The following is a 23,531-nucleotide window of genomic DNA, read 5'->3' as shown; positions in this document are numbered from 1 at the left end:
GATTAGCAAGACGCGTCAGGGATAGGGACTCAGTAAGTGTTTCTGAAAATTATTGGAAGATCAGCCAGGAGTGCGGACTTTTGTAGGAGCTGGCTTGCCGGCGATAGCGTCACCTCGGTGTGCCAGATAGACCGAGTTGCCTGCATCGCCGGCAAGCCGGCTCCTACACAGTGTCGGTCTACAGAGGGGTTTGCGGTGTGTCAGTAGATCAGGCTGACACCCGCCAGATCAAAGCGCCGCACCTGCAACTCTTCGGTCAAGGTGCCCAGCGCCTTGTCCAGCATGTCGAGGCGCACCACCGCGCTGACTTCACGCTTGCCCAGCTCGGCATCGGTCAGCACCACCCGGCCGGGGCGGTAGCGATTGAGCTCTTCAACCACCTTGGCCAGCGGCTGGCGATCGAACACCAGCACCCCGCGCCGCCAACTGGTGGCCCGGGCCAGGTCAAGGTTGGGCAGGTCAACCACACCGTTTTGCATGCTGTAGCGGGCGGCCTGCCCTTCCTGGAGGACCGTGGTTTGTGGCTTGTCTTGCTGGGTCACGGCCACGCTGTGTTGCAGCACACCCACCCACGCCTGGTCGTCTGCCTCGCGACCGACCACAAAGCGCGTGCCCAGCGCCCGAGTTTGCCCGCCAGCACTCTGCACCACGAATGGCCGGGTTTCCTGTCCAGCCATGGGCGCCACGTCGAAAATCGCCGAGCCGGCCAACAGGCTGATCCGGCGCTGCTCGCCGTCGAAGTCCAGGCGGATGGCGCTGGAGGAATCCAATTCCACGGTGCTGCCGTCCACCAGGCGGACCATGCGCACTTCGCCCTTGGCAGTCAGGTAGTCGGCCTGCATCTGCAGCAAGGCTTGCGGCCCCTGCAACCAGCCAACACCGGCGACCACCAGCAACAGCGCGACGCTTGCGGCCACGCGCCATGGCCGCCGACGCTGGGCGCGACGCGATGGCACACCAACCGAAGGCGGACGCTGGCGATGCACCGGCGTGTCCAATTGCAAGTCGCCCAGCGCCACCCAGGTCTGCTGGGCAAACGCCAGTTCCGCAGCGTGACGGCTGTCGCTGTCGATCCAGCGTTGCAGTTCGGCATGCTCCTGCACATCCAGCCCACCCGCATGCAGGCGCACTGCCCAATCGGCGGCGGTCTCAGTAATGCTGGGCTGTTGCGACTCCGGGCTATTCACGTGTGAGTCTCGAATTCTCGTTGTATGAAACAGTGACGTTTGAGCAGCATTTTTCCAGTAATTCATTCATCGGATGGCGTCACATCGCCCTCCCGCAAACGCTGCATGACATGTGCCAGCGCCTTGGCCAGATGTTTTTGCACTGAACTGTCGGAAATTTCAAGGTGCCGCGCGACCTGGGCGTGGGTCATGCCTTCAACGCGGTTAAGGCGGAAAATCTGCTGCGTACGCTCCGGCAGTTCCGCCAACGCCTGCTTCAATGCCTGTCGCTGTTGTTGCGCCATTGCCTGAGCCTCCAACCCGGCCACTTCATCTTCAATCTCGGCCAGCGCCTCATGGGGCACGGAGTCGGTCTTGCGCCGTGCTTCCTGGCGGATATGGTCGATCAGCAGATTGCTCGCCGTGCGGTAGAGATAGCCCTGGGAGTTGTCGATCCGTTCACTGGAGGGCTTTTGTGCCAGGCGCAGAAAGCTCTCCTGCACCAGGTCCGCAGCCAACTGAGGGTCCCGTACCTTGCGCAGCAGATACCGGCGCAGGGTATCGGCATGCTTGAGAAAGAGGCCCTTGAGATCCACGTCCGACAAACCGACTCCCTGGGATGTAAAGGAAACAGGCGGGCATCTTAAGCGTTGTCGAGAATGATTTTCAATTGATATCCGCTCTTGGGCAGTGTCGAAAAACCTTATTCAGCGTTCGATAATCGAACGGTTATCCACAGCAGGACACTTCGTCAATTGACCAAATTAACTATTCAGTACATTTTGTCCTCATCAATAAAAACAACAGTGGAGACATCCCTATGCCACCTATTGTGCTGGTCCTCAACGGTCCCAACCTGAACCTGCTCGGCACCCGCGAACCGGCCACCTATGGCCACGAGACCCTGGCCGACGTCGCCGCGCTATGCGGTCGCAGCGCCGAACAATTCGGGCTGAAACTGGAGTTTCGCCAGACCAACCATGAAGGCGAACTGCTGGACTGGATCCACGGCGCCCGCGCCCGTTGTGCCGGGATTGTGATCAACCCAGCGGCCTGGACCCACACCTCGGTGGCCATCCGCGACGCCCTGGTAGCCAGTGAATTACCGGTGATCGAAGTCCATCTGTCCAACGTGCACGCCCGTGAACCCTTCCGCCACCATTCCTTCGTCTCGCCTATCGCCAAGGCCGTACTCGCCGGGTTTGGCAGCCACGGCTATCACCTGGCCCTTGAGCATTTCAGCCGGGAACTCAAATGAAGCCGCGTATTCTTGCCGGCCTGATCGGCGCTGGCATCCAAGCGTCGCGTACACCGGCCCTGCATGAGCAGGAAGGCGATGCCCAAGGTTTGCGCTACCTGTATCGCCTGATCGATCTGGATCAGTTGCACCTGGACAGCAGCGCCCTGCCCGACCTGCTCAAGGCCGCCGAGCAGATGAACTTCACCGGGTTGAACATCACCTACCCGTGCAAGCAAGTGATCCTGGCGCTGCTCGATGAACTGTCGCCCGAAGCGCGAGGCATCGGCGCGGTCAACACGGTGGTGTGGCGCGACGGCAAGCGCATTGGCCACAACACCGACTGCCTGGGTTTTGCCGAAGGGTTTCGCCGTGGCCTGCATGAGGCTGCGCGCCAGCGCGTGGTGCAGATGGGGGCCGGTGGCGCGGGCGCGGCAGTCGCCCACGCGCTGTTGGCCGAAGGGGTTGGGCAGTTGAGTATTTTTGATGTGGATAACGACCGCGCCCAAAGCCTGGCTGCCAACCTCAATCAGCATTTCGGTCCCGGCCGGGCGTATGCCGGCAGTGACCTCGATAGCGCGATGGCGGCGACTGACGGCCTGGTCAACACCACGCCCATGGGCATGGCCAAGCTGCCGGGCATGCCGGTACCAGCGGGCTTGTTACGCGCGGATTTATGGGTAGCGGACATCGTCTACTTCCCGCTGGAAACCGAACTGTTGCGCACGGCCAGGGCCTTGGGTTGCCGTACGTTGGATGGGGGGAATATGGCCGTGTTCCAGGCGGTGAAGGCGTTTGAGTTGTTCAGCGGCAAGAAAGCAGATGCACAAAGGATGCTCGATCATTTCCAGAGCATGAATACTTCACGGTAGGAACCGAATCCAAATGTGGGAGCGGGCTTGCTCCCACACAAGCCCACCCCACATTGAGTTCAGCGGGGGAGTCAGGCCTGTAGGTAACGCAGCACCGACTCGCAGATCATCGCCCGATGCCGCTGCTTGATTGCCTCATCCGACAACTCGATCTGAAAGATCTCACTGAAGGTATGCCGGTTGGACACCCGGTAAAAGCTGAACGAATTGATCAGTAAATGCACATCCAGCGGCTCCAGCCCAGCGCGAAATACCCCCAGTTCCGCCCCCCGGCGCAAGGTCGCGCCCAGCGCTTCAAGGATGTTGCTGTTCATTGCCTTGATCGCATCCGACTCTTTCACATACTCGGCGTTGTGAATGTTCTCGATGCTGACAATCCGCACAAAATCCACATTCTGGTCATGGTGGTCGAAGGTGAACTCCACCAGGCGCCGGATCGCTTCACGGGGTTCCAGCTCGGTGAGGTTCATCCGGGTCTCGGTGTTGCGGATATCCCCGTAGAGTTTTTCCAGGACCTCGACGTACAGCTGTTCCTTACTGCCGAAGTAGTAATAGATCATGCGTTTGGAGGTGTGGATGCGCTCGGCGATGGCATCCACCCGCGCACCGGAAAGCCCCTGCTGCACGAACTCGACAATGGCCTCTTGCAGAATGTTCTCGCGGGTCTTTTCCGGGTTGTTCTTGCGGCTCTTGCGCGGCGCCAGGGGGGCGTCGGGCAGTTCGGACGTCGGGTTCATGGTGCGCTCACGGCCATTTATGCAGGCCGTGATTATGGGCCGCCACGTCGTACGAAGGAAGCGCCAACCCCCTACAACTTGGCCTGGCGCACCGCACCGCTGCGCGACTTGGCCATGGCCGCCAGGCGTACCGCCACATTGGCCGCGCCATAACCCGCATAGCCGTTTTTGCGCTGGATGATCTCGAAGAAAAACCGCCCTTCGAAGGGCTCGGTGTACACGTGAAACAACTCACCGCCCTGGGCGTCACGGTCGTACAACACGTTGTAGTACGCCAGCTCGCTGAGAAACTGATCGTCGAAATCAAACCGCGCCGCCAGGTCATCGTAATAGTTGAGCGGGATATCCAGCAGCGGCACGCCCGCCTCCTTGGCCCGGCTGACCTCGGCGAAAATATCCGCGCAATCGAAGGCAATGTGATGCACCCCGGAGCCACGGTAGCTCGATAGCGCGTGGGAGATCGCCGTATTGCGGTTCTCGGAAATATTCAGCGGCAGGCGGATCGAGCTGCAGCGGCTGCGCAGCGCCCGGCTCTTGACCAGGCCGTAGGGGTCCGGCAACACCACTTCATCGTCGGCCTCGAAATCCAGCAGGCTCTTGTAGAACAGCACCCAACTGTCGAGGCTGTCGGCCGGCAAAGCCATGGCCATATGGTCGATGCGCAGCAAGCCACCGCTGTTGCTGCTTGCGGTTTGCAGGTTGAAATCAGTGTCGTAGATCCCGCCCGCGTGCTGGTCCACCAGGTAGATCAGGCTGCCATCCGGCGCACGCACCGCCGCCAGCTCCAGTTCATTGGGCCCGACCAAGCCACGATAGGGTTGGCCCTTGTAGGCCACTGCCCGTTCCAGGGCCTTGGCGCTGTCCTTGACGCGGATCGCCGTGGCGCACAACGACGGGCCATGGGCCTCGAAAAAGTTGTGGGCAAAGGAGTAAGGCTCGCAGTTGAGGATCAGGTTGATATCGCCCTGACGCAGCAGGCTCACACTCTTGGACCGGTGCTGCCCGGCCTTGACGAACCCCAGGCGTTGCAGCCATTGCGTGAGCCGGGCGCCGAGGTTTTCATCCACCGCAAACTCCAGGAACTCGATGCCATCGTACTCGCTGGCAGGCGGGGTTTCGAACAGGATATCCACCGGCGTAGCCTGTTGTTCCAGGCGTTGACGGGTCTTCTCTTCCAGGTACAGCAACGAGCGCAAACCATCCGCCGCGTTGGCCCGGGTGGGCGCAGCGCGAAAACCATCGTTGAAAATCTCCAGGGACAGCGGCCCGGTGTAGCCACTCTGGATGATCGGCGCCAAGAAGCCCGGCAGGTCGAACTCGCCCTGGCCGGGGAAGCAACGGAAATGACGACTCCACTCCAGCACATCCATGGCCAGGATCGGCGCGTCGGCCATTTGCACGAAGAAGATCTTGTCGCCGGGAATCTCGGCAATGGCCGCCGGATCGCCCTTGAGCGACAAGGTATGAAAACTGTCCAGCAACACCCCGAAACTGGGGTGATCGATCTCGCGCACCAGTTGCCAGACCTGTTGCCAGGTGTTGACGTGCCGGCCCCAGGCCAGGGCTTCGTAGCCAATGCGCAAGCCGCGCCGACCGGCGTGTTCGGCCAAAAGACTCAAGTCATCGCGCAGGATCGAATGTTCGCCCGTGGAATCCGCCGAGGCATTGCTGCACACCAGCACCAGGTCGGTGCCCAGTTCCTGCATCAGGTCGAACTTGCGCTCGGCCCGCTCCAGGTTGCGCGCCAGGCGTTCGCGGCGGCATCCTTCGAAGTCGCGAAACGGCTGGAACAGCGTGATGGCAATGCCCAGGTCGGCACACATCTGCCGCACTTCGCGGGGGCTGCCGTCGTAATACAGCAAGTCGTTCTCGAAGATTTCCACCCCATCAAACCCAGCCGCAGCAATGGCTTCGAGCTTTTCCGGCAGGGTGCCGCTCAGGGAAACTGTGGCGATGGAACGTTGCATGGGGTGACTCCCGGCAATGAAGGCTGGTCTTGTTTGCGGCAAATTATTGGCCGCGCGCAATAAAGCAGCAATTCAAAATGTACGAACCGGTTAGTTTTATGGGCGATTATCGAACACAATGGCAATTGGCGAATTGACGATTTTTTAGCCACTGCGCACCATCGATTGCGCATCCAGGGCCGCTTTTAATCGGCGTGCACCTGTGATCACGACCCAGAACACACCATAAGAATTTCAAAAAACGGGTACCTCTCATGCCTTCGCAAAACTCCGCCGTGGCCCCGCGCCCCGGCAACCCGCAAGCGGCTATTGGCGACAAGATTCGCGGCGCCCTCGCCGTCGGCAAAACCCGCTGGGGCATGCTGGCCCTGGTGTTTTTCGCCACCACCCTGAACTACATCGACCGCGCCGCCCTGGGCGTGATGCAGCCGATCCTGGCCAAGGAGATGAGCTGGACGGCGATGGACTACGCCAACATCAACTTCTGGTTCCAGGTCGGTTACGCCATTGGTTTTGTCTTGCAAGGCCGGTTGATCGACCGGGTCGGCGTCAAGCGTGTGTTCTTCTGCGCGGTGCTGTTGTGGAGCATCGCCACCGGCGCCCACGGCCTGGCGACCTCAGCAGTGGGCTTTATGGTCTGCCGCTTTATCCTCGGCCTGACCGAAGCGGCCAACTACCCGGCCTGCGTCAAGACCACCCGCCTGTGGTTCCCCGCTGGCGAGCGCGCGGTGGCCACCGGCATCTTCAACGCCGGCACCAACGTCGGCGCCATGATGACCCCGATGCTGTTGCCACTGGTGCTGCATGTGTGGGGCTGGCAGGCCGCCTTCCTGTGCATGGCGGCGCTGGGTGGGATCTGGCTGGTGTTCTGGGGCCTGAAGTACTACAACCCCGAAGACCATCCAAGCGTGAAGCAATCGGAACTGGACTACGTGCAACAGGAAGTCGAGCCGGAACAACCGCGCGTGCCCTTCAGTCGCATCCTGCGCATGCGCGGCACCTGGGCCTTCGCCATTGCCTACGCCCTGACCGCGCCGGTGTTCTGGTTCTACCTATACTGGCTGCCGCCGTTTCTCAACCAGCAATACAACCTGGGGATCAACGTGACCCAGATGGGTATCCCGCTGATCATCATTTACCTGACGGCAGACTTCGGCAGCGTGGGCGGCGGGATCCTGTCCTCGTTCCTCATCGGTCGCGGCATGCAGCCGATCAAGGCGCGCTTGCTGTCGATGCTGCTGTTTGCCTGCTGCATCGTCGGCGTGATCATGGCCGCAGGCTCCAGCCAGTTGTGGGTCGCGGTGTTTGCCATCTCCCTGGCCATCGGCGCGCACCAGGCCTGGACCGCCAATATCTGGAGCCTGGTGATGGACTACACGCCCAAGCACATGATGAGCACGGTGTTCGGTTTTGGCGGGATGTGCGCGGCCATCGGCGGGATGTTCATGACGCAGATCGTCGGCCATATCCTGACCGTGACCAACAACAACTACACCGTGCTGTTCACCCTGATCCCGGCGATGTACTTCCTTGCCCTGACCTGGATGTACTTCATGGCACCGCGCAAGATCCCGACGGTCGAGGTCTGATTCACCGCCGCCGCTGCTGCCAGGCAGCGGCCAACCCGCTCAGGCAGATCACCCCGATCCCGACCACCGTGGTCAGGTCCGGGGTGTGGTTGAACACCAGCCAGCCCAACAACCCCGCAAACACGATCTGGCAATAGCCGAACGGCGCCAGCAAGGCCGGCGCAGCGAAGCGGAAGGCCTGGGTCAGCATCAAGTGCGCGGTCATCCCGCAACTGCCCAGCGCCAGCATCAACAGGCCATGGCCCAGGGTTGGCACCTCCCAAAAGAACGGCACCAGCGCGCTCATCACCAGGGTGTTGCACAGGCCGGCGAAGAAGTTGCTGGTGGTCGGGCTGTCGTACTGGCTGAGGATGCGGGTCAACAGTTGGTAGAAGCAGAAGAACAACGCCGAGACCAATGGCAACAACACCGCCGGGGTGAACAACTCACCGCCGGGGTGCACGATGATGATCACCCCGACAAACCCGCAGATCACCGCCAGCCACTGGCCCCGCGTCACATGCTCGCCGAGCAGCGGCACCGACAGGGCCGTCACCAGGATCGGCGCCAGGAAGTTCACCGCCGTGGCCTCCGCCAGCGGGATGTAATGCAAGGCTGCGGTAAAAAACAGGCTGGTACCCAGCAGGCACAAGGCCCTGGCGACCTGCAACAACGGGCGCTTGCTGCGCAGCACGCGCAGGCCCGATTGCGGCAGGAAAATCCCCGCCATCAGCAGCGTATGCACCATGTACCGGGCCCATACCACCATCACGATCGGATAGAAGCCGGCCAGGTATTTGGACAAGGCGTCATGGCTGGAAAACAGGAGCGTCGCCAGTACAATCAGCGCGATGCCCTTGAAGGGATGGTTGACGCCGGAAAGAGGGGTGCTGAGGGTCATTGAATTCTCGTGCGTGACAGGCTGAAATGACCGCCGCAAGCAGTGGCACTCAACGCGCTAATCTAGAGCGGGTGGTGCATCGGTCTCAAGAGCATAACCAAACAGCGGGCGATCAGCGCACTAAATTGCCCAAACCCAGTCCAACGCTGCACGCCAGCCTGCCATTGCATGCTGTTTAACCAAGGCCAGTCCCCAATGAAAAAAACCCTGTTGATCCTTTCGACCCTCGCCCTGCTCAGCGCCTGCGATAAATCCCCCCAGGCCCCGAAGCCGGCGCCGCCCTCCGTACAGGCGACCCTGGTGCCGGAAACCCTGCCCACCGACAAATGGGTCGGCAAGTGGGTCGGCGTCGAAGGCCTGCACCTGACCGTCAGCAAGGACGACAGCATCGGCCGCGGGCATTACCTGTTGACCATGCAATACGGCCTCGATGCCGACGCCTCCGGCACCTTCAAAGGCGAGGCTGGCGAAGACGGCATCACCTTCAACCGCCCGGACGGCCCGCAAGTGCTGCGTGCTGGCGACGGTGCAGCCACTGGACTGAAATGGCTGGCTGATAAAAAAGACTGCCTGGTGGTCAATACAGGCGAAGGGTATTGCCGCCAATAACGGCCATACTCACTCACCACAACCCCTATTACTGTAGGAGCGAGCTTGCTCGCGAAAGTCGTTAACGCTAACGCCGCATGCCTGGTTTAACGCGGTGCCTTGGCGTTTTTCGCGAGCAAGCTCGTTCCTGCATAACGATCATCAAGAGGATAGCCACATGCTATGGAAAAAAGGTCGGCGCAGCGACAACGTGGTCGACGCGCGCAATGACAGTGGTGGCGGCGGTGGCGGCATGCGCTTTGGTGGCGGCAAGGGCCTGAGCCTGACCGCCATCGTGCTGATCGTCGGTATCGGTCTGTTGACCGGCCAGGACCCGATGCAGATCCTCGGGCAACTGAGCGGCCAGATGACCGAGCAGGCGCCTTCGGTCAGCCCGCAAACACGCCAGGCACCGCCCGCCAACGATGAGCAGGCAGACTTTGTGCGTGCCGTGCTGGGCGACACCGAAGACACCTTTGGCCAGGTGTTCCAGGAAAACGGCCTGGCCTACAAGAATCCCAAGCTGATCCTGTTCCGTGGCCGGGTGAATTCCGCCTGCGGTGGCGCGACCTCCGCCAGCGGCCCGTTCTATTGCCCGGCCGACCAGCAGGTCTACCTGGACCTGGATTTCTTCCGGGAAATGTCCCAACGCTTCCAGGCGGCCGGCGATTTTGCCCAGGCTTATGTGATCGCCCACGAAGTCGGTCACCACGTGCAAACCCTGCTGGGAATTTCTTCGAAGATCCAGGTCGCGCGCCAGCAAGGCCGGCAGATGCAAGGCGATGGTGGCTTGCTGGTCCGCCAGGAACTGCAGGCCGACTGCTTCGCCGGGGTCTGGGCCAACCGCGCGCAAAAGCGCCTGAACTGGCTGGAACCGGGTGACATCGAAGAAGCGCTGAACGCCGCCAACGCCATCGGCGACGACCGCTTGCAGCAGCAGGGCCAAGGCCGCGTAGTACCTGACTCGTTCACCCATGGCACTTCGCAACAGCGGGTCCGCTGGTTCAAGACCGGGTTTGCCCAAGGCCAGATCAGCCAATGCGACACGTTTTCGGCCAAGAGTCTGTAAATGAATAAGCGATGCGGATGGCTGCTGGGCCTGCTGATCACCTGCTCTACCGCCACCCTGGCCGCCGGGCAGGCGGTCAAGGTGATCAGCCCCGATCGATTCACCCTGCAAGCCGGCGACCTGAGCCTGGGCCTTAGCCAGGACTGGCGCCAGCCGCTGCCGCAGGTCACCCGCGCGCTGATTATCGTGCATGGCCGGCTGCGTAATGCCCAGACCTACCTCAAAAGCGCCGAGGACGCCGCCGCCCACGCCGGGCAAGGCGCCAACACCCTAGTGATCGCGCCGCAGTTTCTCAACGATGCGGATATTCAGCGCCATCACCTGGGCGATAGCGTGCTGCGCTGGCACGGCAATGCGTGGATGGCCGGCGAGTCGTCAATCGGCCATGGCCAGATCAGTTCCTACGGCGCCTTGGACCAGATCATCAAGCACCTGGGCAACCGCACACTGTTCCCGACCCTCAAGGAAATAGTGGTCGCCGGGCATTCCGGTGGTGGCCAGGTGGTGCAACGCTTTGCCCTGACCGGCCATGCGCACCCGGCCCTGCAAGCGGCGGGGATCAGCCTGCGTTATGTGATCGCCAACCCGTCGTCCTATGCCTACTTCAGCCCGCAACGCCCGGTGCAATTCGCGCCGGCCAGTTGCTCAGGATTCAATGACTGGAAGTACGGCATGCAAAAGCTGCCGACCTACGCCAACGGCCAAAGCCCCGAGCAACTGGAAAAAGCCTACGTCGCACGCGATATCACCTACCTGCTGGGCCAACAAGACACCGACCCCAACCACCCGGCCCTGGACAAGAGCTGCGCCGCCGAGGCCCAGGGCGCTTATCGGCTGATTCGCGGGCACAACTATTTCGACTACCTCAAGCAGCGGCATCCGCAGTTGAGCCAGCGGTTGGTTGAAGTGCCAGGGGTTGGGCATGACGGCGACAAGATGTTTACCTCACCCGAAGGGCAGGCGGCCCTGTTCCACTAATCCTTCAGACAAAACCCAATCAGAAATGTGGTGCTTGGTTTAGATCATCTGGCGCAATGCCGCGCAGTCCTTGGCATGCCAATCGGCCAATTCCGGCCAAGGGTTTTCCGGCAAGTTCACCAACACTGTCCGCGCTCCCGCCGCCCGGCCGCAATCGAGGTCGAAGCGATAGTCACCCACCATCACCATCTCGGCGGGCGCTACATCCCACGCCTGCGCCAGTTTCAGCAGGCCACCGGGATCCGGCTTGGGCGGGGCGTCGTCGCGGCCCAACACATCTTCCACGGCAAAACAGTCTGCCAGGCCGATAGCCTGCAAGGTGATGTGCGCCAACTCCTGGGCATTGCGCGTCAGGATCCCCAGGCGACAGCCCCGTGCCGCCAAATCACGCACCAACTCCACCGCGCCCGTGGCGGCCACCGAACCCAGCGCCAGTTCGCGCTCATGCGCCAACAACCAGGCATGCTTGGCCGCCGCTTCGGCCGCAGGCAATGCCGCCAGGTGGGTGAGAATATCGTCGGTGGGCGGAATTTCCAGCGCCACGCGGATCGCCGCAAAGTCATGCACGGCCACAGTCAGGGTGCCGTCCATGTCGAACACCCAGTGTTTGACGTGCGCCAGGCTCACGCCCAATCCTTGCGATGGCGAATCAAGCCTTCCTGAGTCACCGAGGCCACTAGTTGGCCAGCGCGGTTGTACACACTGCCACGGGAGAACCCACGGGAATTGCCGGCCCATGGGCTGTCCATGGCGTACAGCAACCAGTCATCGGCACGCAGATCGGCGTGAAACCATAACGCATGGTCCAGGCTGGCCACTTGCATGTCCTTCTGCCACACAGTTTTGCCATGGGGCAGCAACGAGGTGGTCAGCAGGCCGAAGTCCGAGGCATAAGCCAGCAGGTATTTGTGCAGCGCCGGCAAATCGGCCAGGGCACCATCGGCGCGGAACCACACATATTTGACCGGATCGGACGGCTGCGGGTTGAACGGGTCTTTCTCAGTCACCGGCCGCACTTCGATCGGCTTGGGGCACAGCAATTTTTCGCGCATGGACTCAGGAATCAGGTGCGCGCGCTGCTGGGTCAGTTCCAACTCCGACGGCAGGTTCTCCGGCCCCACCACCACCGGCATGGTGGTCTGGTGCTCGAAGCCTTCTTCGTCGTACTGGAACGAGGCACTGCAGGTGAAGATCGGGTTGCCCTTCTGAATCGCCGTCACCCGACGCGTACTGAAACTGCCGCCATCGCGTACCCGGTCCACTTGATAGACCACCGGCAGCCCGGCATCCCCAGGGCGCAGGAAATAGCCGTGCAACGAATGCACATGCCGCGCCTCTTCGACGGTCTGGCTGGCCGCCGACAGCGACTGGCCCAAGACCTGGCCGCCGAACAGTTGGCGAAAGCCCAAGTCCTGGCTGCGGCCGCGAAAGAGGTTTTCTTCAATCGGTTCCAGGGTCAGCAAATCGACCAGATCTTCCAACACTTGGCTCATACACTCTCCTCAGAGCAAAACGGTTTCTACCTTCTATTTTCTACTGTAGGAGCGAGCTTGCTCGCGAAAAGCCCAGGGATGACGCAGGGTGTCAGGCCTCCCGCGTAACCGTTGATGTTTTTCGCGAGCAAGCCCGCTCCTACAAGTATTACCGCCTGCTTATCCGTGCAGCGTGTCCAACCATTGGGCGCGGGTGATGCGATACAACACATGATGGCGCAGCGGATCGTCCGCCGCGAGCCTGGGGTGTTGAAAATCTGCCGCCGGATCGTAATGCATGCCGATGGCCTGCATGACTTTCTGCGACGCCAGGTTGGCCTCGGTGGTGAAGGCCACGATCTGCTCCAGTTGCAAACGGTCAAACCCACAGCGCAATGCGGTCCAGGCCGCCTCACTGGCAAACCCCAGGCCCCAGTGCTCGCGGGCCAGGCGCCAGCCAATTTCCACCGCTGGGGTGAAGTCGGCTTCAAAGCCGACATTCAGCAACCCCGTCAGGCCGATAAACTCGCCGCTGTCCTTGCGCTCCAGGGCCCACAGGCCAAACCCATACTCAGCAAAATGCCCACGTATTCGCCCGATCAATGCCGCACTTTCCAGGCGGTCCAGGGGGGCCGGGAAATAGCGCATCACCTGCGGATCGGCACACATCCGGGCAAATTCCGGCAGGTCGCTGTCGCGCCACTGGCGCAGCACCAGGCGCGCGCTTTCCAACTCCAGTATCGGCTCCATCGTTCCCCTCCCTTGCCATGTGCGTGAGTGTACAGCGCTGTTAAGATCCGTCGCTGGTTCCTGTCAGAAATTGCCATGCCTTTGCCACTGATCTACCACGACGACTACAGCCCCGAATTCCCGGCGGATCATCGCTTCCCCATGGACAAGTTCCGGCTGCTGCGCGATCACCTGGTCGACAGCGGCCTGACCCAGGACAGCCAGTTGCTGCGCCCCCAATTATGCCCGGCCGACGTCCTCGCCCTGGCCCATGACCCTGGCTATATCGAACGCTATATGAGCGGTGAGTTGTCCCGCGAAGACCAACGGCGCCTCGGCCTGCCCTGGAGCGAGGCCCTGGCCCGACGCACCGTGCGTGCGGTCGGCGGCTCGTTGCTGGCCGCCGAGCAGGCCCTGGAGCACGGCCTGGCCTGCCACCTGGCGGGCGGCACCCACCATGCCCATTACGACTACCCGGCGGGCTTTTGCATCTTCAATGACCTGGCGGTGATCAGCCACTACCTGCTGGCCAGCGGACGGGTCAATCGGGTGCTGATCTTCGACTGCGATGTGCACCAAGGTGATGGCACCGCGCGCATCCTCCACGACACGCCGGATGCCATTACCGTGTCCCTGCACTGTGAAAAGAATTTCCCGGCGCGCAAGGCCACCAGCGACTGGGATATCCCCCTGCCCATGGGCATGGGCGATGCCGACTACCTCAAGGTGGTGGACGATGCCCTCAACTACCTGCTGCCGTTGTATCAACCGGATCTGATGCTGTATGACGCCGGTGTCGATGTACACAAGGACGACGCCCTCGGTTACCTCAAGCTGACAGACGCCGGCGTCGCCGCCCGTGACGAAAGCGTGATGCGCCACTGCCTGGGCCGCGACATCCCGGTGATGGGCGTGATTGGTGGCGGCTACAGCAAGGACCGCCCTGCCCTGGCCCGTCGCCACGGCATCCTGCACCACAGCGCGCAACGGGTCTGGACGTCATCAGGTTGTCATTGAAACGTGAGTGTTACCCACAATGCCTGTGGAACGGCCTGTGGATAACTTGAGCGTAAACACCTGTAAGGCAGACAGCGTATAGCGTGTAGGAAGGTGTACGTTTTTTGATCAGGCAGTTTTGCGGTCCTCGGGTAGAATGCTCGGCTTACTTCGCCGAACCGCAGTCACCGCCATGTCCCAGATCCCAGCCCAGCCCCATCACGTCACGATCATCGGCGGCGGCCCCGCCGGGCTGATGGCCGCCGAAGTATTGAGCCAGGCCGGGGTCCGGGTGGACCTGTACGACGGCATGCCATCGGTGGGTCGCAAGTTCCTGCTGGCAGGTGTTGGCGGCATGAATATCACCCACTCCGAGGCCTACCCGGCATTCCTTGCGCGCTATGCCGAACGCGCACCGGACATCGCCCCCTTGTTGCGCCAGTTTGGCGCCGAGGCGTTGTGCGAGTGGATTCATGGCCTGGGGATAGAAACCTTTGTCGGTAGCTCCGGCCGGGTATTCCCTTCCGACATGAAAGCCGCACCGCTGCTGCGGGCCTGGCTCAAGCGCCTGCGCGACCAAGGGGTAGTTATCCACACCCGCCATCGCTGGCTCGGCTGGAATGCCGATGGCGGCTTAATTATCCACAGCCCGGATGGCGAGAAAACTGTCCACAGCGATGCCGTGCTACTGGCCCTCGGCGGCGGCAGTTGGTCACGCCTGGGTTCCGACGGCGCCTGGCTCAAATTGCTGGAAGACCAAGGCGTGCCCTGCGCCCCGCTGCAGCCGAGCAACTGTGGCTTCGAGGTGTCAACCTGGAGCGACTTGATGGTGAGCAAATTCGCCGGCGCGCCGCTGAAAAACGTCGCCATTGGTTTGGCAACTGACAAACCTCGGTTGGGCGAATGCGTGATCACCGCGACAGGTATCGAAGGCAGTTTGATCTACGCACTGTCGGCGCCGATCCGTGAAGCAATCAACCGTGATGGCGCGGCCACCGTGCATATCGACCTGCTACCGGGCAAGCCCCTGGACAAAGTGCAGGCTGCATTGGCCAAGCCCCGTGGCTCACGTTCGATGAGCAAGCATTTGCACAGTCAGTTGGGGTTAGATGGGGTGAAGGGGGCGCTGTTGCGCGAGTTGGCGCCTGCCGAACATTTCAGCGACCCGCAGCAATTGGCCGTCGATATCAAGGCTCTGCCGCTGACCCTGGTGAAAACCCGGCCAATGGACGAAGCCATCAGCACCGCAGGTGGCGTGCCGTTTGAGGCGCTGGATGAGCGCTTGATGCTCAAGCAATTGCCGGGAGTGTTTTGTGCCGGAGAGATGCTGGATTGGGAAGCGCCGACGGGCGGGTATTTGCTGACGGGGTGTTTTGCCAGTGGGCGGGCTGCGGGGCGCGGGGTGTTGGAATGGTTCCAACGCCAATAGTTGCGGCGAACTCAGGGCCTCATCGCAGGCAAGCCAGCGATGAGGCCCTGACAGGCAGCAAAGAAATTACTTCTTCTTACGCGGCCCGGTATTAAAGACCGGCACCTTGCGCACCGGCTTGATCGACGGCTCTGCCGCAACTTCCCCGCTTTCTACCCACTTGCCCAAGTTGCGCTTGCCGCCACCACCCGAGGTCTTGGGCTTCTTCGGTTTTTTCGGCTTTTTCACCACCTGCCCACTGGCATCGGTGTCCGGCACCCGGTGCTCCGGCTCGAAGTCCTGTTCCATTTTGCGGGTCAGGGTCTGGCGGGTCAGCATCTCGATGGCCGAGAGCATGTTCACCTCATCGGCACATACCAGGGAAATCGCCTCGCCCGTGTTGCCCGCGCGGCCAGTACGGCCGATACGGTGGATGTAATCCTCGGCAACAATCGGCAGGTCAAAGTTGACCACCATCGGCAAATCTTCAATATCCAGACCGCGGGCCGCCACATCAGTGGCCACCAGGATCTGCACATCGCTGGCCTTGAAGCGGTCCAGGGCACGTTGGCGCGTGGCTTGTGGCTTGTCGCCGTGGATGCCGTCGGCATTGATCCCCAGGCCTTGTAGCTTATCTACCAGCGCATCCACGCCATTGCGGGTCTTGGCGAACACCAGCACCTGCTTCCACTTGCCCTTGCGCATCAGGTGCACAAACAGCTCGGCCTTGCGCTTCTTGTCCACCGGCACCACCCACTGCTTGACGGTGTTGGCGGCAACGTTGCGCGGGCTGACTTCGATGCTCAAAGGGTCATTGAGCATCTGCCCGGCCAGCAGGCGGATATCGTCGGAGAAGGTCGCGGAAAACAGCAGGGTCTGGCGCTTTTTCGGCAACATGCGGTAAATGTTCGCCAGCTCTTCCGAGAAGCCCAGGTCCAGCATGCGGTCGGCTTCATCCAGCACCAGGGTTTGCAACTGATTGAGTTTCAGCGCGTTCTGGCGAAACAGGTCGATCAGGCGGCCAGGCGTGGCCACCAGAATGTCGACGCCCTTGCGCAGCTTCATCATCTGCGGGTTGATGCTGACGCCGCCATACACCGCGTAGGTGGTCAGCGGCAGGTGTTCGGCGTATTGGGCGACGCTGGCGTGAACCTGCTCGGCCAACTCGCGGGTTGGGCACAGGATCAGCGCGCGCACCGAGTTGGCGGTGACTTTCGGCCCTTCCATCGTCAGCAGTTGCAGGAGCGGCACCGCGAAACCTGCGGTCTTGCCGGTACCGGTCTGGGCCGCAGCCATCAGGTCGCGACCGGCCAGCACCGCCGGAATGGCTTGCGCCTGCACCGGCGTCGGGGTCTGGTAGCCAAGCGTCTCAAGGGCGCGCAGCAAGGGTTCGATCAGGCCAAGGGAGGCGAAAGTCATGTGTTTACCGTAGGAAAAATTCAGCGCAAGGTCGCAATGCGCGGCAGTTTACCTTATTTCCGGCTTCGGCTTGCGCCACTGGGGCAGGCTGATCAGCAACACCGCACTGATGATCACCAGCATCGCCAGGGCTTCTTCCAGGCCGATGGTCTCGCCCACGAACACAATGCCCAGCAACACCGCCACCGCCGGGTTGACGTAGGCGTAGCTGGTGGCCGCTGCCGGACGCACATGCTTGAGCAGGTACATATAAGCGTTGAAGGCGATGATCGAGCCAAAGACGGTCAGGTAAGCCAGGGCCAGCCAACCTTCCACTGGCGGCATCGCTTCCAGGTGCTCGCCCTTGAGTACGCTGCCGATCAACAGCACCACACCGGCGATCAGCATTTCAGCGGCGCTGGCCATGGCGCCCTGAGGCAACGGCAAATGCCGGCTCCAGACCGAACCGAAAGCCCAGGAGGCTGCGGCGAACAACAGCAACCCTGCACCCAACGGGCTCGATTGCAGGTTGGAGCCCATATTGAGCATGGCGATGCCGATCATTCCCAGAATCACCCCGGCCCATTCCAGACGGGTATTACGCGCGCCCCAGAAATAACCACAGAGCAAGGTAAACAGCGGCACCGTCGCCACGGCCAGCGCGGCGACACCGGAGGTCACGCCCGTGTGTTCAGCCACACTCACCGCGCCATTGCCGAACGTCAGCAACAAGATGCCGATCATGCCGGCAGCTTTCCACTGTGCCCAGGTCGGCGCTGGCACACCGCGCCAGCGCAAGTAGCCATACATCAGAACGCCCGCCGTACAAAAACGAATCCCCGCCAGCATCAGCGGTGGCCAGTACTCCACGCCAATGCGGATCACCAGGTAGGTGGAACCCCAAATGACATACAGCGCAAAAAAAGCGGCGATCAACGGTAAGGGAAAACGACGTGGGCCAGGCATAGGGTGGCTCTGAGGCAAGACAGGGGATAGCTATTCTAGAAATCCGCGCCAGTAAACATAAGTTACAAAACCTGTTTAAAGTGCCCATACACTTTTCAATTCATGGTTATCAGGGCTATAAGCCTTGTATTCGAAAGCCTCCCATTACCAGAGCCTTATTCATGGACAAATACGACCGCATGCTCCTCAGCGCCCTGCTCGAAGATGGTCGCGCCACCTACGCGCAACTGGCCCGCACGGTAAACCTCTCCGCCCCCGCCGTAGCCGAGCGCGTGGCCAAGCTGGAAGCCAGTGGCGTAATCACCGGTTACCAGGCCAAGGTTGACCTGTCCAAGATCGGCTTGCCGATCCAGTGCACGATCGAACTGCGCTTGACCAACAACGGTAGCCAGAAGGTGTACGACGCACTGGCAGAAATCCCCGAGTTGACCGAGTGCCACCGGGTCACCGGCGACCCCTGCGTGATCATGCAGGCGGCGGTGGGCTCGATGCCGGAATTGGAAAACCTGATCAATCGAGTGGCGAAGTTCGGGTTCAGCAAGACCTCGATCATCTTGTCGAGCGCCATAGAGCGGCGGGTGCCGTTGGGGCATTTGGAAGGGAAAAATGGCGGTGGCTGAACGGGCGCCATCGCGAGCAAGCCCGCTCTCACAGTTGACCGAGTTGACCGCACCTGTAGAAATTCAGACTTGATCTGACAGTTACCGTCCACTTCTTGCCTCATAGGCACACTTACCAAGACTGATCAGATCAAAAACAGCCACACCCGCAGCAACGAAGGGAGTGCCTCGTCCGATAATGCCAAACACTCGGACACTGCCAAACGTTGCTTTCGCTACCCTTGCCATTGTTGGCTGCCTGATCAGTGTACGAGGGAAAAAGCGCATGCCAATGAGGCTAGCCAGGTTTGTCGTTTTGCTGGAGCCAACGTGGACCCAGGTCCCCACTGCAATTTTGCTGATGGGTATGCCCGCCGCCCCCGTGAGGACCGTTGCCAGCGTCAAGCCGTAGTGTTGCTGTGTACATTTCCAGAGTTCGTCAAACGTAGTGTTCGGCACCGCAGAGTCGGCATGAATGGGCTTGAGTAACTTGTAACTGGCGCCATGCGTCCAGCCTGGTGTACTAGGTAAAACCATAACTGCCGGGCAGCTTGCCATCGTATTTCCCAGGTGAAACGTCATGCTGGAAGTTGAGCCGAAATCAATGCCATTTTGTTCGAGTTCGGACTGGATTCGAATGATTGCCGAATGAAGATCGCTTTCCTGCATGACGTAGTCCCTGTACGTAAATGACAGGCAAGATGTTAGGCCGCAACAAAGGACGATAGGCGGGAGAAGGGAAAATCCAGAAAGGCCCGACGGGACTGTAGGGCTAAACCTACTGACAATTCAGAAAGCCGGTAAACGCCCCGACAAAGCGCCGATAACCACCACAAAACCAATGTGGGAGCGGGCTTGCTCGCTCCCACATTTTGATCTTTGCTGCTCGGAAGGTTGAGATCAGAACCCGCGATGTTTCTTCAGATGATCATTGATCTTTGCCGCCGGCACTTTCTGCAAGCTGCACAGCAGGTCATGGGAGAGTTCGCGCAAGCCGTGGGCACGGCGCAGTTCCTGGGCCAGGTGGGCGGTCAGGTTGGCCGCCATTTCCGCGTCGACCATGGCCCGGTGAGCCTTGCCGGTGTGGGGCAGTTGGGCAAATGAGGTCAGGGTGCCGAGTTTGTGATTGGGCGCGGCGGGCATCAGCCGGCGCGCCAACAGTAGCGAGCAGGCGAATTTTTGCAGACGGGTGCGGCGGATCAAACCGAGTTCGAAGTCCCAGAACTTCTGGTCGAACGCAGCGTTGTGCGCCAGCAGTGGCGTGGTGCCGACAAACTCATTGACCTCGTTCATTACCTTCTCGGCCGGCGGCGCACTGCGCAGCATGGCGTTGCTGATGCCGGTCAGTTGTTCGATAAACCCAGGCACGCGCACGCCAGCATTCATCAGGCTCTGGTAGCGGTCCACGATCTGGCCCCGCTCCAGGATGACCACGGCGATTTCCGTGGCCCGGCAACTGCTGCTCGGCGAGATGCCGGTGGTTTCAAAGTCGATGACCGCTATCCGTTCCAAACCTGTTCCAACCTCATCAGAAAATCTATTTGAGCAACAACGCGCCTTCGATAGGCACGTAGCGGCTGGCCGCGCGGATCAACGAATTGGCCGTCAGCCCCGGCACACCGTAGGCCACGGCTTCGACGCCATGTTTATGGATGATGCGGTCGAGCAACATGTCGAAATCGCCATCACCCGAAGCCAGCACTACTTCGTCGACATGGGCGGCCGCGTCCATGATGTCGATGGTGATGCCCACGTCCCAGTCGCCCTTGGCCGAGCCGTCACTGCGCTGGATGTAGGGCTTGAGCTTCACGGTAAAGCCCAGGTTGCGCAGGATCTGCTGGAACTGCTGCTGCTTGCTGTCGCCACGGTCGATGGCATAGGCATACGCCTCGACGATCTGCCCGCGCTGGCTGATATCAGCCCACAGGGCGGCGTAGTTGAAGTGGCAGCCATAGGCCTGGCGCACGGTGTAGTAGAGGTTCTGGACATCGGCGAACACTGCAATTTTTTTCACCGCACACCCTCATGGCACTGGCAGGCGTGATGGCCCGCAAAGGTCGCCAGTATGCCAGCCAAGGGGAGCTTTCCGAGAAAAATCAGACCGGGGCGGCAACGCGCCCCGGATTTGTGTGTTTCAGACGAAGGAATCGTCGTCGCCAAAGAAGGAAGAATCGCTGTCGGCAAAGCTGTCGTTATCGTTGGCATAACTGTCATTGCCGGCGAAACGTTGCTCGTCATTGCCCCAGTCGCTGTTGTCACTGGCCGGCGCCGGCTCTTCGCGCACGATCTCTTCCACCACCTGCGGCTGTTGGTTATGGCTGAACAGGCTGCTGATGCCCTGGGCCAGCATCACGCCACCGGCCACGCCGGCTGCGGTTTTCAAGGCCCCGCCGAGAAAGCTGCTGCCGGCGGGTGCAGCCTGTTGGGGTTGCTGAACATTCTGTTGCGGCGCAGGCGCGCTGTTGAAACCCGGCCGGCTCGGCTCACGCCAACCACCGTTCGATGACGACGGTGTGCTGGGCGCCGGTTGCGAGTCGCGAGGGCTGCCACCAAAGATACTCGACAGGAACCCACCGCCGCTCGCGGCCGGCGGCGCGGCCTTGGCCCGTTGCAGCTCATCCTGCAATTGCTGGATCTGTTGCGCCTGCTGCTTGTTCTGCGCATCCAGGCTCTTGATCGCGGCTTCCTGCACCAGGATCGCCTGGGTCATGAAATACCCGGCGGCCGGTTGGCGAGTGATGTGCTCCTTGATCCGCGTTTCTGCCTGGGCGTCGCGGGGGGCTGAGTCCGTTTCGGCTTGCTGCAACCGTGAAAACAGTCCATCGATCAGGGTTTGCTCTTCGCTGTTCATGGCGACCTCGTTAGATTGCCGGTAAAAATCTGCGTCCCGCCCGCAATGGACAAGGTACGCCACCAGTAATGGGGCTGGCCTGTGGCGTTTCAATGATCTTTACCCAAGGTTTACGTTTGTCGGTGATCAGTTAAAGTGTCTGCTGCTTTTTTGGCCTGTGATGACTTTGATGAATCCGTTGACCGTTCTGCGCGACTCTTTCTACTTCTTCCAGCGCAACCTGGGCGCCATCGTGCAGTTATGCCTGCCCTTGGTGATCCTCGAAGCCGTGCTGCAACAAGTGCTCGATCGCACCCTGGGCCCGGAGGCGTTTACCGGCTACAGCATGATCGTCGGGCTGCTGGTGTATCCGCTGTACACCGCCGCGTTGATCCTGTTTCTCGATGCCCGCAGCCGTGGCGAGTCGCCGCGCACCGCCGACGTGCTGGCCATGGCGCTGACCCTGTGGCCACGCTATGCGCTGCTGACCGCCATGAGCACCCTGTTGATCCTGCTGGGGCTGTCGTTGTACTTCCTGCCGGGGCTGTGGCTGATGGTCACTCTGGCGTTTGCCGAGTACCTGTTGGTGCTGCGCGGCATGCCGGCGCTGGCGGCGATGAAGGAAAGTTTCCGACTGACCCGTGGGCATTTCCTGCGCATCCTGATCTGCCTGTTGTGCGTGATGACCCCGCTGTGGCTGCTCAAGGGCGCGAGCGTCGCGGCCTGGCCCGACCCGCAGAACCCACTGCTGGCGGTGCTGATCGACAGCGCCCACAGCTTCTTGCAATTGTTTACCAGCGTGGTGCTGTTCCGCCTGTTCATGCTGATCGCCGGTGATGCAGACGCCCGCTAACGTGGCCCTTGGGCTCTCGGCCGCCGGTCGGGTATGCTCCGTGCCTGTCCTGCAGCGCCATAAGGCGAGCCGATGAACCGTTTACTGCGTACAACCCTGGTGGGCCTGCTGATTCTGGCTGGTGTGCTGACCGCCCTGGTCTACAGCCTGACCTGGCGCCCCGCCGACAAAGAGATCCTGCCGGTAAGCTGCGTCGCCCCGCGTGCGCCGACGCTGTTGCCCGGCCAGGCGCTCAAGGTGATGACCTGGAACGTGCAGTACCTGGCCGGCAAGAACTACGTGTTCTGGTACGACACCCCGGACGGCAGCGGCCCGGATGACCGCCCGACCGTTGAAGACATGGCCTCCAGCCTGGATGAAGTGGCGCGGGTGATCCGTGATGAACAACCGGACGTACTGCTGCTGCAGGAATTGGATGAGGACGCCAAACCGTCCCATTACCAGGACCAACTGGCGCTGCTCCAGGAGCGACTGGTGGACCTCTATCCTTGCAGCGTCCAGGCCTTCGACTGGAAAGCCGACTTTGTGCCCGATTGGCATATCTTCGGCAGCGTCGGCCGCAAGCTGGTAACCCTCAGCCGCTACCAGATCGAACACGCCGAACGCCTGCAACTGCCAGTGGCCTCGGCCAACCTGCTCAGTCACCAGTTCCAGCCCAAGCCTGCGTTGCTGCTCAGCTACCTGCCGTTGAGCGACGGCGGCCAACTGGCGGTGCTCAACACCCGCCTGGACAACGCAGCTCCTGGCCACAGCACGGTGCGCGAACAAGTCCAGGCGACCATCAAGCTGCTGGATAAATTCGAAAGCCGTGGCACGCCCTGGCTGATCGGCGGCGATTTCAATCTGTTGCCGCTGGGCCAGTTCCTGCGCCTGGAGGCCGGTAAGCGCGGGCAGTATTCGCCAGACAGCGAGCTGCATCTGCTGTGGGACAAATACCCGATGGTGCCCAGCAACAGCCAATCCAGCGGCATCGACCGGGCGCAGTGGCTGACCCACTTCCCCAATGACCCGAGCCTCGACGGACCGGATCGCACGGTGGATTATCTGTTCTACAGCCCAAGGCTGAAGAAAGTGGAGGCCCGGGTGCGGCAGGACGATACGTTGCGTATTTCCAATCACCTGCCGGTGATTGCGCGGTTCTTATTGCCCGCCGCGCAATAACCAACACTACAAAACCAATGTGTGTGGGCTTGCTCG

The 23,531-nt window shown here is 61.2% G+C and carries 25 protein-coding genes; 11 read left to right on the top strand and 14 right to left on the bottom strand.

All coding sequences use genetic code 11. The features are described from left to right. Positions 1–200: 200 nt before the first annotated feature. Positions 201–1,187, bottom strand: coding sequence for a FecR family protein (locus tag BFQ03_RS08040; RefSeq protein ID WP_065942815.1), 987 nt, complete (start codon positions 1,185–1,187; stop codon positions 201–203). 62 nt (positions 1,188–1,249) lie between these two features. Beyond that, the gene (locus BFQ03_RS08035; RefSeq protein WP_032861829.1) at positions 1,250–1,771 is read right to left on the bottom strand and encodes an RNA polymerase sigma factor; all 522 of its coding nucleotides are present in this window, start codon (positions 1,769–1,771) and stop codon (positions 1,250–1,252) included. Between the two features lie 215 nt (positions 1,772–1,986). On the opposite strand from BFQ03_RS08035, the gene aroQ reads away from it, so the two are divergent. Beyond that, positions 1,987–2,424, top strand: a complete 438-nt coding sequence (aroQ, locus tag BFQ03_RS08030; protein WP_032861827.1) for a type II 3-dehydroquinate dehydratase — start codon at positions 1,987–1,989, stop codon at positions 2,422–2,424. Continuing rightward, positions 2,421–3,275 (top strand): shikimate dehydrogenase, encoded by an 855-nt coding sequence (locus BFQ03_RS08025; RefSeq protein ID WP_065942814.1) that lies wholly within the window; start codon positions 2,421–2,423, stop codon positions 3,273–3,275. Before aroQ ends, BFQ03_RS08025 begins: the two co-directional genes overlap by 4 nt. Before the next feature lie 71 nt (positions 3,276–3,346). Here the strand turns inward: BFQ03_RS08025 and BFQ03_RS08020 are convergent, their stop codons facing one another. Both BFQ03_RS08020 and quiC read right to left on the bottom strand, forming a co-directional pair. Beyond that, the gene (locus tag BFQ03_RS08020; RefSeq protein WP_032861824.1) at positions 3,347–4,012 is read right to left on the bottom strand and encodes a TetR/AcrR family transcriptional regulator; all 666 of its coding nucleotides are present in this window, start codon (positions 4,010–4,012) and stop codon (positions 3,347–3,349) included. A gap of 71 nt (positions 4,013–4,083) precedes the next feature. Next, the gene (quiC, locus tag BFQ03_RS08015) at positions 4,084–5,979 is read right to left on the bottom strand and encodes a 3-dehydroshikimate dehydratase QuiC (protein WP_065942813.1); all 1,896 of its coding nucleotides are present in this window, start codon (positions 5,977–5,979) and stop codon (positions 4,084–4,086) included. A 254-nt stretch (positions 5,980–6,233) separates the two neighbouring features. Between quiC and BFQ03_RS08010 the strand changes: the two genes are divergently transcribed. After that, complete coding sequence (locus tag BFQ03_RS08010) at positions 6,234–7,568, top strand: MFS transporter (protein ID WP_032861820.1); 1,335 nt, start codon at positions 6,234–6,236, stop codon at positions 7,566–7,568. 1 nt (position 7,569) lies between these two features. Here BFQ03_RS08010 and BFQ03_RS08005 read toward each other — a convergent pair whose 3' ends face one another. Next, the gene (locus BFQ03_RS08005; protein WP_032861818.1) at positions 7,570–8,448 is read right to left on the bottom strand and encodes a DMT family transporter; all 879 of its coding nucleotides are present in this window, start codon (positions 8,446–8,448) and stop codon (positions 7,570–7,572) included. Positions 8,449–8,643: 195 nt separating this feature from the next. On the opposite strand from BFQ03_RS08005, the gene BFQ03_RS08000 reads away from it, so the two are divergent. The 3 genes from BFQ03_RS08000 to BFQ03_RS07990 all read left to right on the top strand — a co-directional run bounded on the left by BFQ03_RS08000 (position 8,644) and on the right by BFQ03_RS07990 (position 11,083). Beyond that, positions 8,644–9,057: a hypothetical protein gene (locus BFQ03_RS08000; protein WP_032861815.1), complete on the top strand. Its 414-nt coding sequence runs from the start codon at positions 8,644–8,646 to the stop codon at positions 9,055–9,057. A 157-nt stretch (positions 9,058–9,214) separates the two neighbouring features. Beyond that, complete coding sequence (locus tag BFQ03_RS07995) at positions 9,215–10,105, top strand: KPN_02809 family neutral zinc metallopeptidase (protein ID WP_032861813.1); 891 nt, start codon at positions 9,215–9,217, stop codon at positions 10,103–10,105. Then, a complete protein-coding gene (locus BFQ03_RS07990; RefSeq protein WP_032861811.1) occupies positions 10,106–11,083 on the top strand; it encodes an alpha/beta fold hydrolase in 978 nt (325 codons plus the stop codon). A gap of 39 nt (positions 11,084–11,122) precedes the next feature. Here BFQ03_RS07990 and BFQ03_RS07985 read toward each other — a convergent pair whose 3' ends face one another. The 3 genes from BFQ03_RS07985 to BFQ03_RS07975 all read right to left on the bottom strand — a co-directional run bounded on the left by BFQ03_RS07985 (position 11,123) and on the right by BFQ03_RS07975 (position 13,305). Further along, positions 11,123–11,710: an HAD family hydrolase gene (locus BFQ03_RS07985; RefSeq protein WP_032861809.1), complete on the bottom strand. Its 588-nt coding sequence runs from the start codon at positions 11,708–11,710 to the stop codon at positions 11,123–11,125. Further along, positions 11,707–12,576: an acyl-CoA thioesterase II gene (tesB, locus tag BFQ03_RS07980; protein ID WP_032861807.1), complete on the bottom strand. Its 870-nt coding sequence runs from the start codon at positions 12,574–12,576 to the stop codon at positions 11,707–11,709. Before tesB ends, BFQ03_RS07985 begins: the two co-directional genes overlap by 4 nt. A 159-nt stretch (positions 12,577–12,735) precedes the next feature. Further along, positions 12,736–13,305, bottom strand: coding sequence for a GNAT family N-acetyltransferase (locus tag BFQ03_RS07975; RefSeq protein ID WP_032861806.1), 570 nt, complete (start codon positions 13,303–13,305; stop codon positions 12,736–12,738). A 75-nt stretch (positions 13,306–13,380) separates the two neighbouring features. Here BFQ03_RS07975 and BFQ03_RS07970 point away from each other — a divergent pair, with 75 nt between their 5' ends. Both BFQ03_RS07970 and BFQ03_RS07965 read left to right on the top strand, forming a co-directional pair. Then, positions 13,381–14,301, top strand: a complete 921-nt coding sequence (locus BFQ03_RS07970) for a histone deacetylase family protein (protein WP_065942832.1) — start codon at positions 13,381–13,383, stop codon at positions 14,299–14,301. 136 nt (positions 14,302–14,437) lie between these two features. Then, positions 14,438–15,709 carry a TIGR03862 family flavoprotein gene (locus BFQ03_RS07965; RefSeq protein WP_139115659.1) on the top strand — a complete coding sequence of 424 codons (1,272 nt, stop codon included), beginning with the start codon at positions 14,438–14,440 and terminating at the stop codon, positions 15,707–15,709. Between the two features lie 66 nt (positions 15,710–15,775). On the opposite strand, the gene BFQ03_RS07960 is transcribed toward BFQ03_RS07965, so the two are convergent. Both BFQ03_RS07960 and yedA read right to left on the bottom strand, forming a co-directional pair. Continuing rightward, the gene (locus tag BFQ03_RS07960) at positions 15,776–17,107 is read right to left on the bottom strand and encodes an RNA helicase RhlE1 (protein ID WP_032861794.1); all 1,332 of its coding nucleotides are present in this window, start codon (positions 17,105–17,107) and stop codon (positions 15,776–15,778) included. Between the two features lie 48 nt (positions 17,108–17,155). After that, entirely contained in the window at positions 17,156–18,052 is an 897-nt protein-coding gene (yedA, locus tag BFQ03_RS07955) for a drug/metabolite exporter YedA (RefSeq protein ID WP_065942811.1), read from the bottom strand. A 161-nt stretch (positions 18,053–18,213) separates the two neighbouring features. On the opposite strand from yedA, the gene BFQ03_RS07950 reads away from it, so the two are divergent. Then, entirely contained in the window at positions 18,214–18,672 is a 459-nt protein-coding gene (locus tag BFQ03_RS07950) for an Lrp/AsnC family transcriptional regulator (RefSeq protein ID WP_032861790.1), read from the top strand. Between the two features lie 81 nt (positions 18,673–18,753). On the opposite strand, the gene BFQ03_RS07945 is transcribed toward BFQ03_RS07950, so the two are convergent. The 4 genes from BFQ03_RS07945 to BFQ03_RS07930 all read right to left on the bottom strand — a co-directional run bounded on the left by BFQ03_RS07945 (position 18,754) and on the right by BFQ03_RS07930 (position 21,502). Continuing rightward, complete coding sequence (locus BFQ03_RS07945; RefSeq protein ID WP_065942810.1) at positions 18,754–19,320, bottom strand: hypothetical protein; 567 nt, start codon at positions 19,318–19,320, stop codon at positions 18,754–18,756. A gap of 231 nt (positions 19,321–19,551) precedes the next feature. Continuing rightward, positions 19,552–20,163: a 3'-5' exonuclease gene (locus tag BFQ03_RS07940; protein ID WP_065942809.1), complete on the bottom strand. Its 612-nt coding sequence runs from the start codon at positions 20,161–20,163 to the stop codon at positions 19,552–19,554. 25 nt (positions 20,164–20,188) lie between these two features. After that, positions 20,189–20,665: an NYN domain-containing protein gene (locus BFQ03_RS07935; protein ID WP_032861784.1), complete on the bottom strand. Its 477-nt coding sequence runs from the start codon at positions 20,663–20,665 to the stop codon at positions 20,189–20,191. A gap of 120 nt (positions 20,666–20,785) precedes the next feature. Then, positions 20,786–21,502: a DUF2076 domain-containing protein gene (locus tag BFQ03_RS07930; RefSeq protein WP_032861782.1), complete on the bottom strand. Its 717-nt coding sequence runs from the start codon at positions 21,500–21,502 to the stop codon at positions 20,786–20,788. 169 nt (positions 21,503–21,671) lie between these two features. On the opposite strand from BFQ03_RS07930, the gene BFQ03_RS07925 reads away from it, so the two are divergent. Together BFQ03_RS07925 and BFQ03_RS07920 are read left to right on the top strand one after the other, a co-directional pair. Then, a complete protein-coding gene (locus BFQ03_RS07925; protein ID WP_032861781.1) occupies positions 21,672–22,334 on the top strand; it encodes a YciC family protein in 663 nt (220 codons plus the stop codon). Between the two features lie 72 nt (positions 22,335–22,406). Beyond that, positions 22,407–23,495, top strand: a complete 1,089-nt coding sequence (locus tag BFQ03_RS07920) for an endonuclease/exonuclease/phosphatase family protein (RefSeq protein WP_065942808.1) — start codon at positions 22,407–22,409, stop codon at positions 23,493–23,495. Positions 23,496–23,531 lie beyond the last annotated feature (36 nt).

Origin of the sequence: Pseudomonas sp. 25 R 14, assembly GCF_900004755.1 — a bacterium.
Lineage (GTDB): Bacteria > Pseudomonadota > Gammaproteobacteria > Pseudomonadales > Pseudomonadaceae > Aquipseudomonas > Aquipseudomonas brenneri.
This window is presented reverse-complemented; position numbering and strand designations above follow the sequence as displayed.

Coding starts and splice junctions, on each gene's coding strand:
- BFQ03_RS07965 (WP_139115659.1), top strand. CDS start 14,438: ATGCTCGGCTTACTTCGCCGAACCGCAGTCACCGCCATGTCCCAGATC.
- BFQ03_RS07930 (WP_032861782.1), bottom strand. CDS start 21,502: ATGAACAGCGAAGAGCAAACCCTGATCGATGGACTGTTTTCACGGTTG.
- BFQ03_RS07960 (WP_032861794.1), bottom strand. CDS start 17,107: ATGACTTTCGCCTCCCTTGGCCTGATCGAACCCTTGCTGCGCGCCCTT.
- BFQ03_RS07925 (WP_032861781.1), top strand. CDS start 21,672: ATGAATCCGTTGACCGTTCTGCGCGACTCTTTCTACTTCTTCCAGCGC.
- quiC (WP_065942813.1), bottom strand. CDS start 5,979: ATGCAACGTTCCATCGCCACAGTTTCCCTGAGCGGCACCCTGCCGGAA.
- tesB (WP_032861807.1), bottom strand. CDS start 12,576: ATGAGCCAAGTGTTGGAAGATCTGGTCGATTTGCTGACCCTGGAACCG.
- BFQ03_RS07975 (WP_032861806.1), bottom strand. CDS start 13,305: ATGGAGCCGATACTGGAGTTGGAAAGCGCGCGCCTGGTGCTGCGCCAG.
- BFQ03_RS08005 (WP_032861818.1), bottom strand. CDS start 8,448: ATGACCCTCAGCACCCCTCTTTCCGGCGTCAACCATCCCTTCAAGGGC.
- BFQ03_RS08000 (WP_032861815.1), top strand. CDS start 8,644: ATGAAAAAAACCCTGTTGATCCTTTCGACCCTCGCCCTGCTCAGCGCC.
- BFQ03_RS08020 (WP_032861824.1), bottom strand. CDS start 4,012: ATGAACCCGACGTCCGAACTGCCCGACGCCCCCCTGGCGCCGCGCAAG.
- aroQ (WP_032861827.1), top strand. CDS start 1,987: ATGCCACCTATTGTGCTGGTCCTCAACGGTCCCAACCTGAACCTGCTC.
- BFQ03_RS07970 (WP_065942832.1), top strand. CDS start 13,381: ATGCCTTTGCCACTGATCTACCACGACGACTACAGCCCCGAATTCCCG.
- BFQ03_RS07945 (WP_065942810.1), bottom strand. CDS start 19,320: ATGCAGGAAAGCGATCTTCATTCGGCAATCATTCGAATCCAGTCCGAA.
- BFQ03_RS07995 (WP_032861813.1), top strand. CDS start 9,215: ATGCTATGGAAAAAAGGTCGGCGCAGCGACAACGTGGTCGACGCGCGC.
- BFQ03_RS07950 (WP_032861790.1), top strand. CDS start 18,214: ATGGACAAATACGACCGCATGCTCCTCAGCGCCCTGCTCGAAGATGGT.
- BFQ03_RS07920 (WP_065942808.1), top strand. CDS start 22,407: ATGAACCGTTTACTGCGTACAACCCTGGTGGGCCTGCTGATTCTGGCT.
- BFQ03_RS08010 (WP_032861820.1), top strand. CDS start 6,234: ATGCCTTCGCAAAACTCCGCCGTGGCCCCGCGCCCCGGCAACCCGCAA.
- BFQ03_RS08025 (WP_065942814.1), top strand. CDS start 2,421: ATGAAGCCGCGTATTCTTGCCGGCCTGATCGGCGCTGGCATCCAAGCG.
- BFQ03_RS07990 (WP_032861811.1), top strand. CDS start 10,106: ATGAATAAGCGATGCGGATGGCTGCTGGGCCTGCTGATCACCTGCTCT.
- yedA (WP_065942811.1), bottom strand. CDS start 18,052: ATGCCTGGCCCACGTCGTTTTCCCTTACCGTTGATCGCCGCTTTTTTT.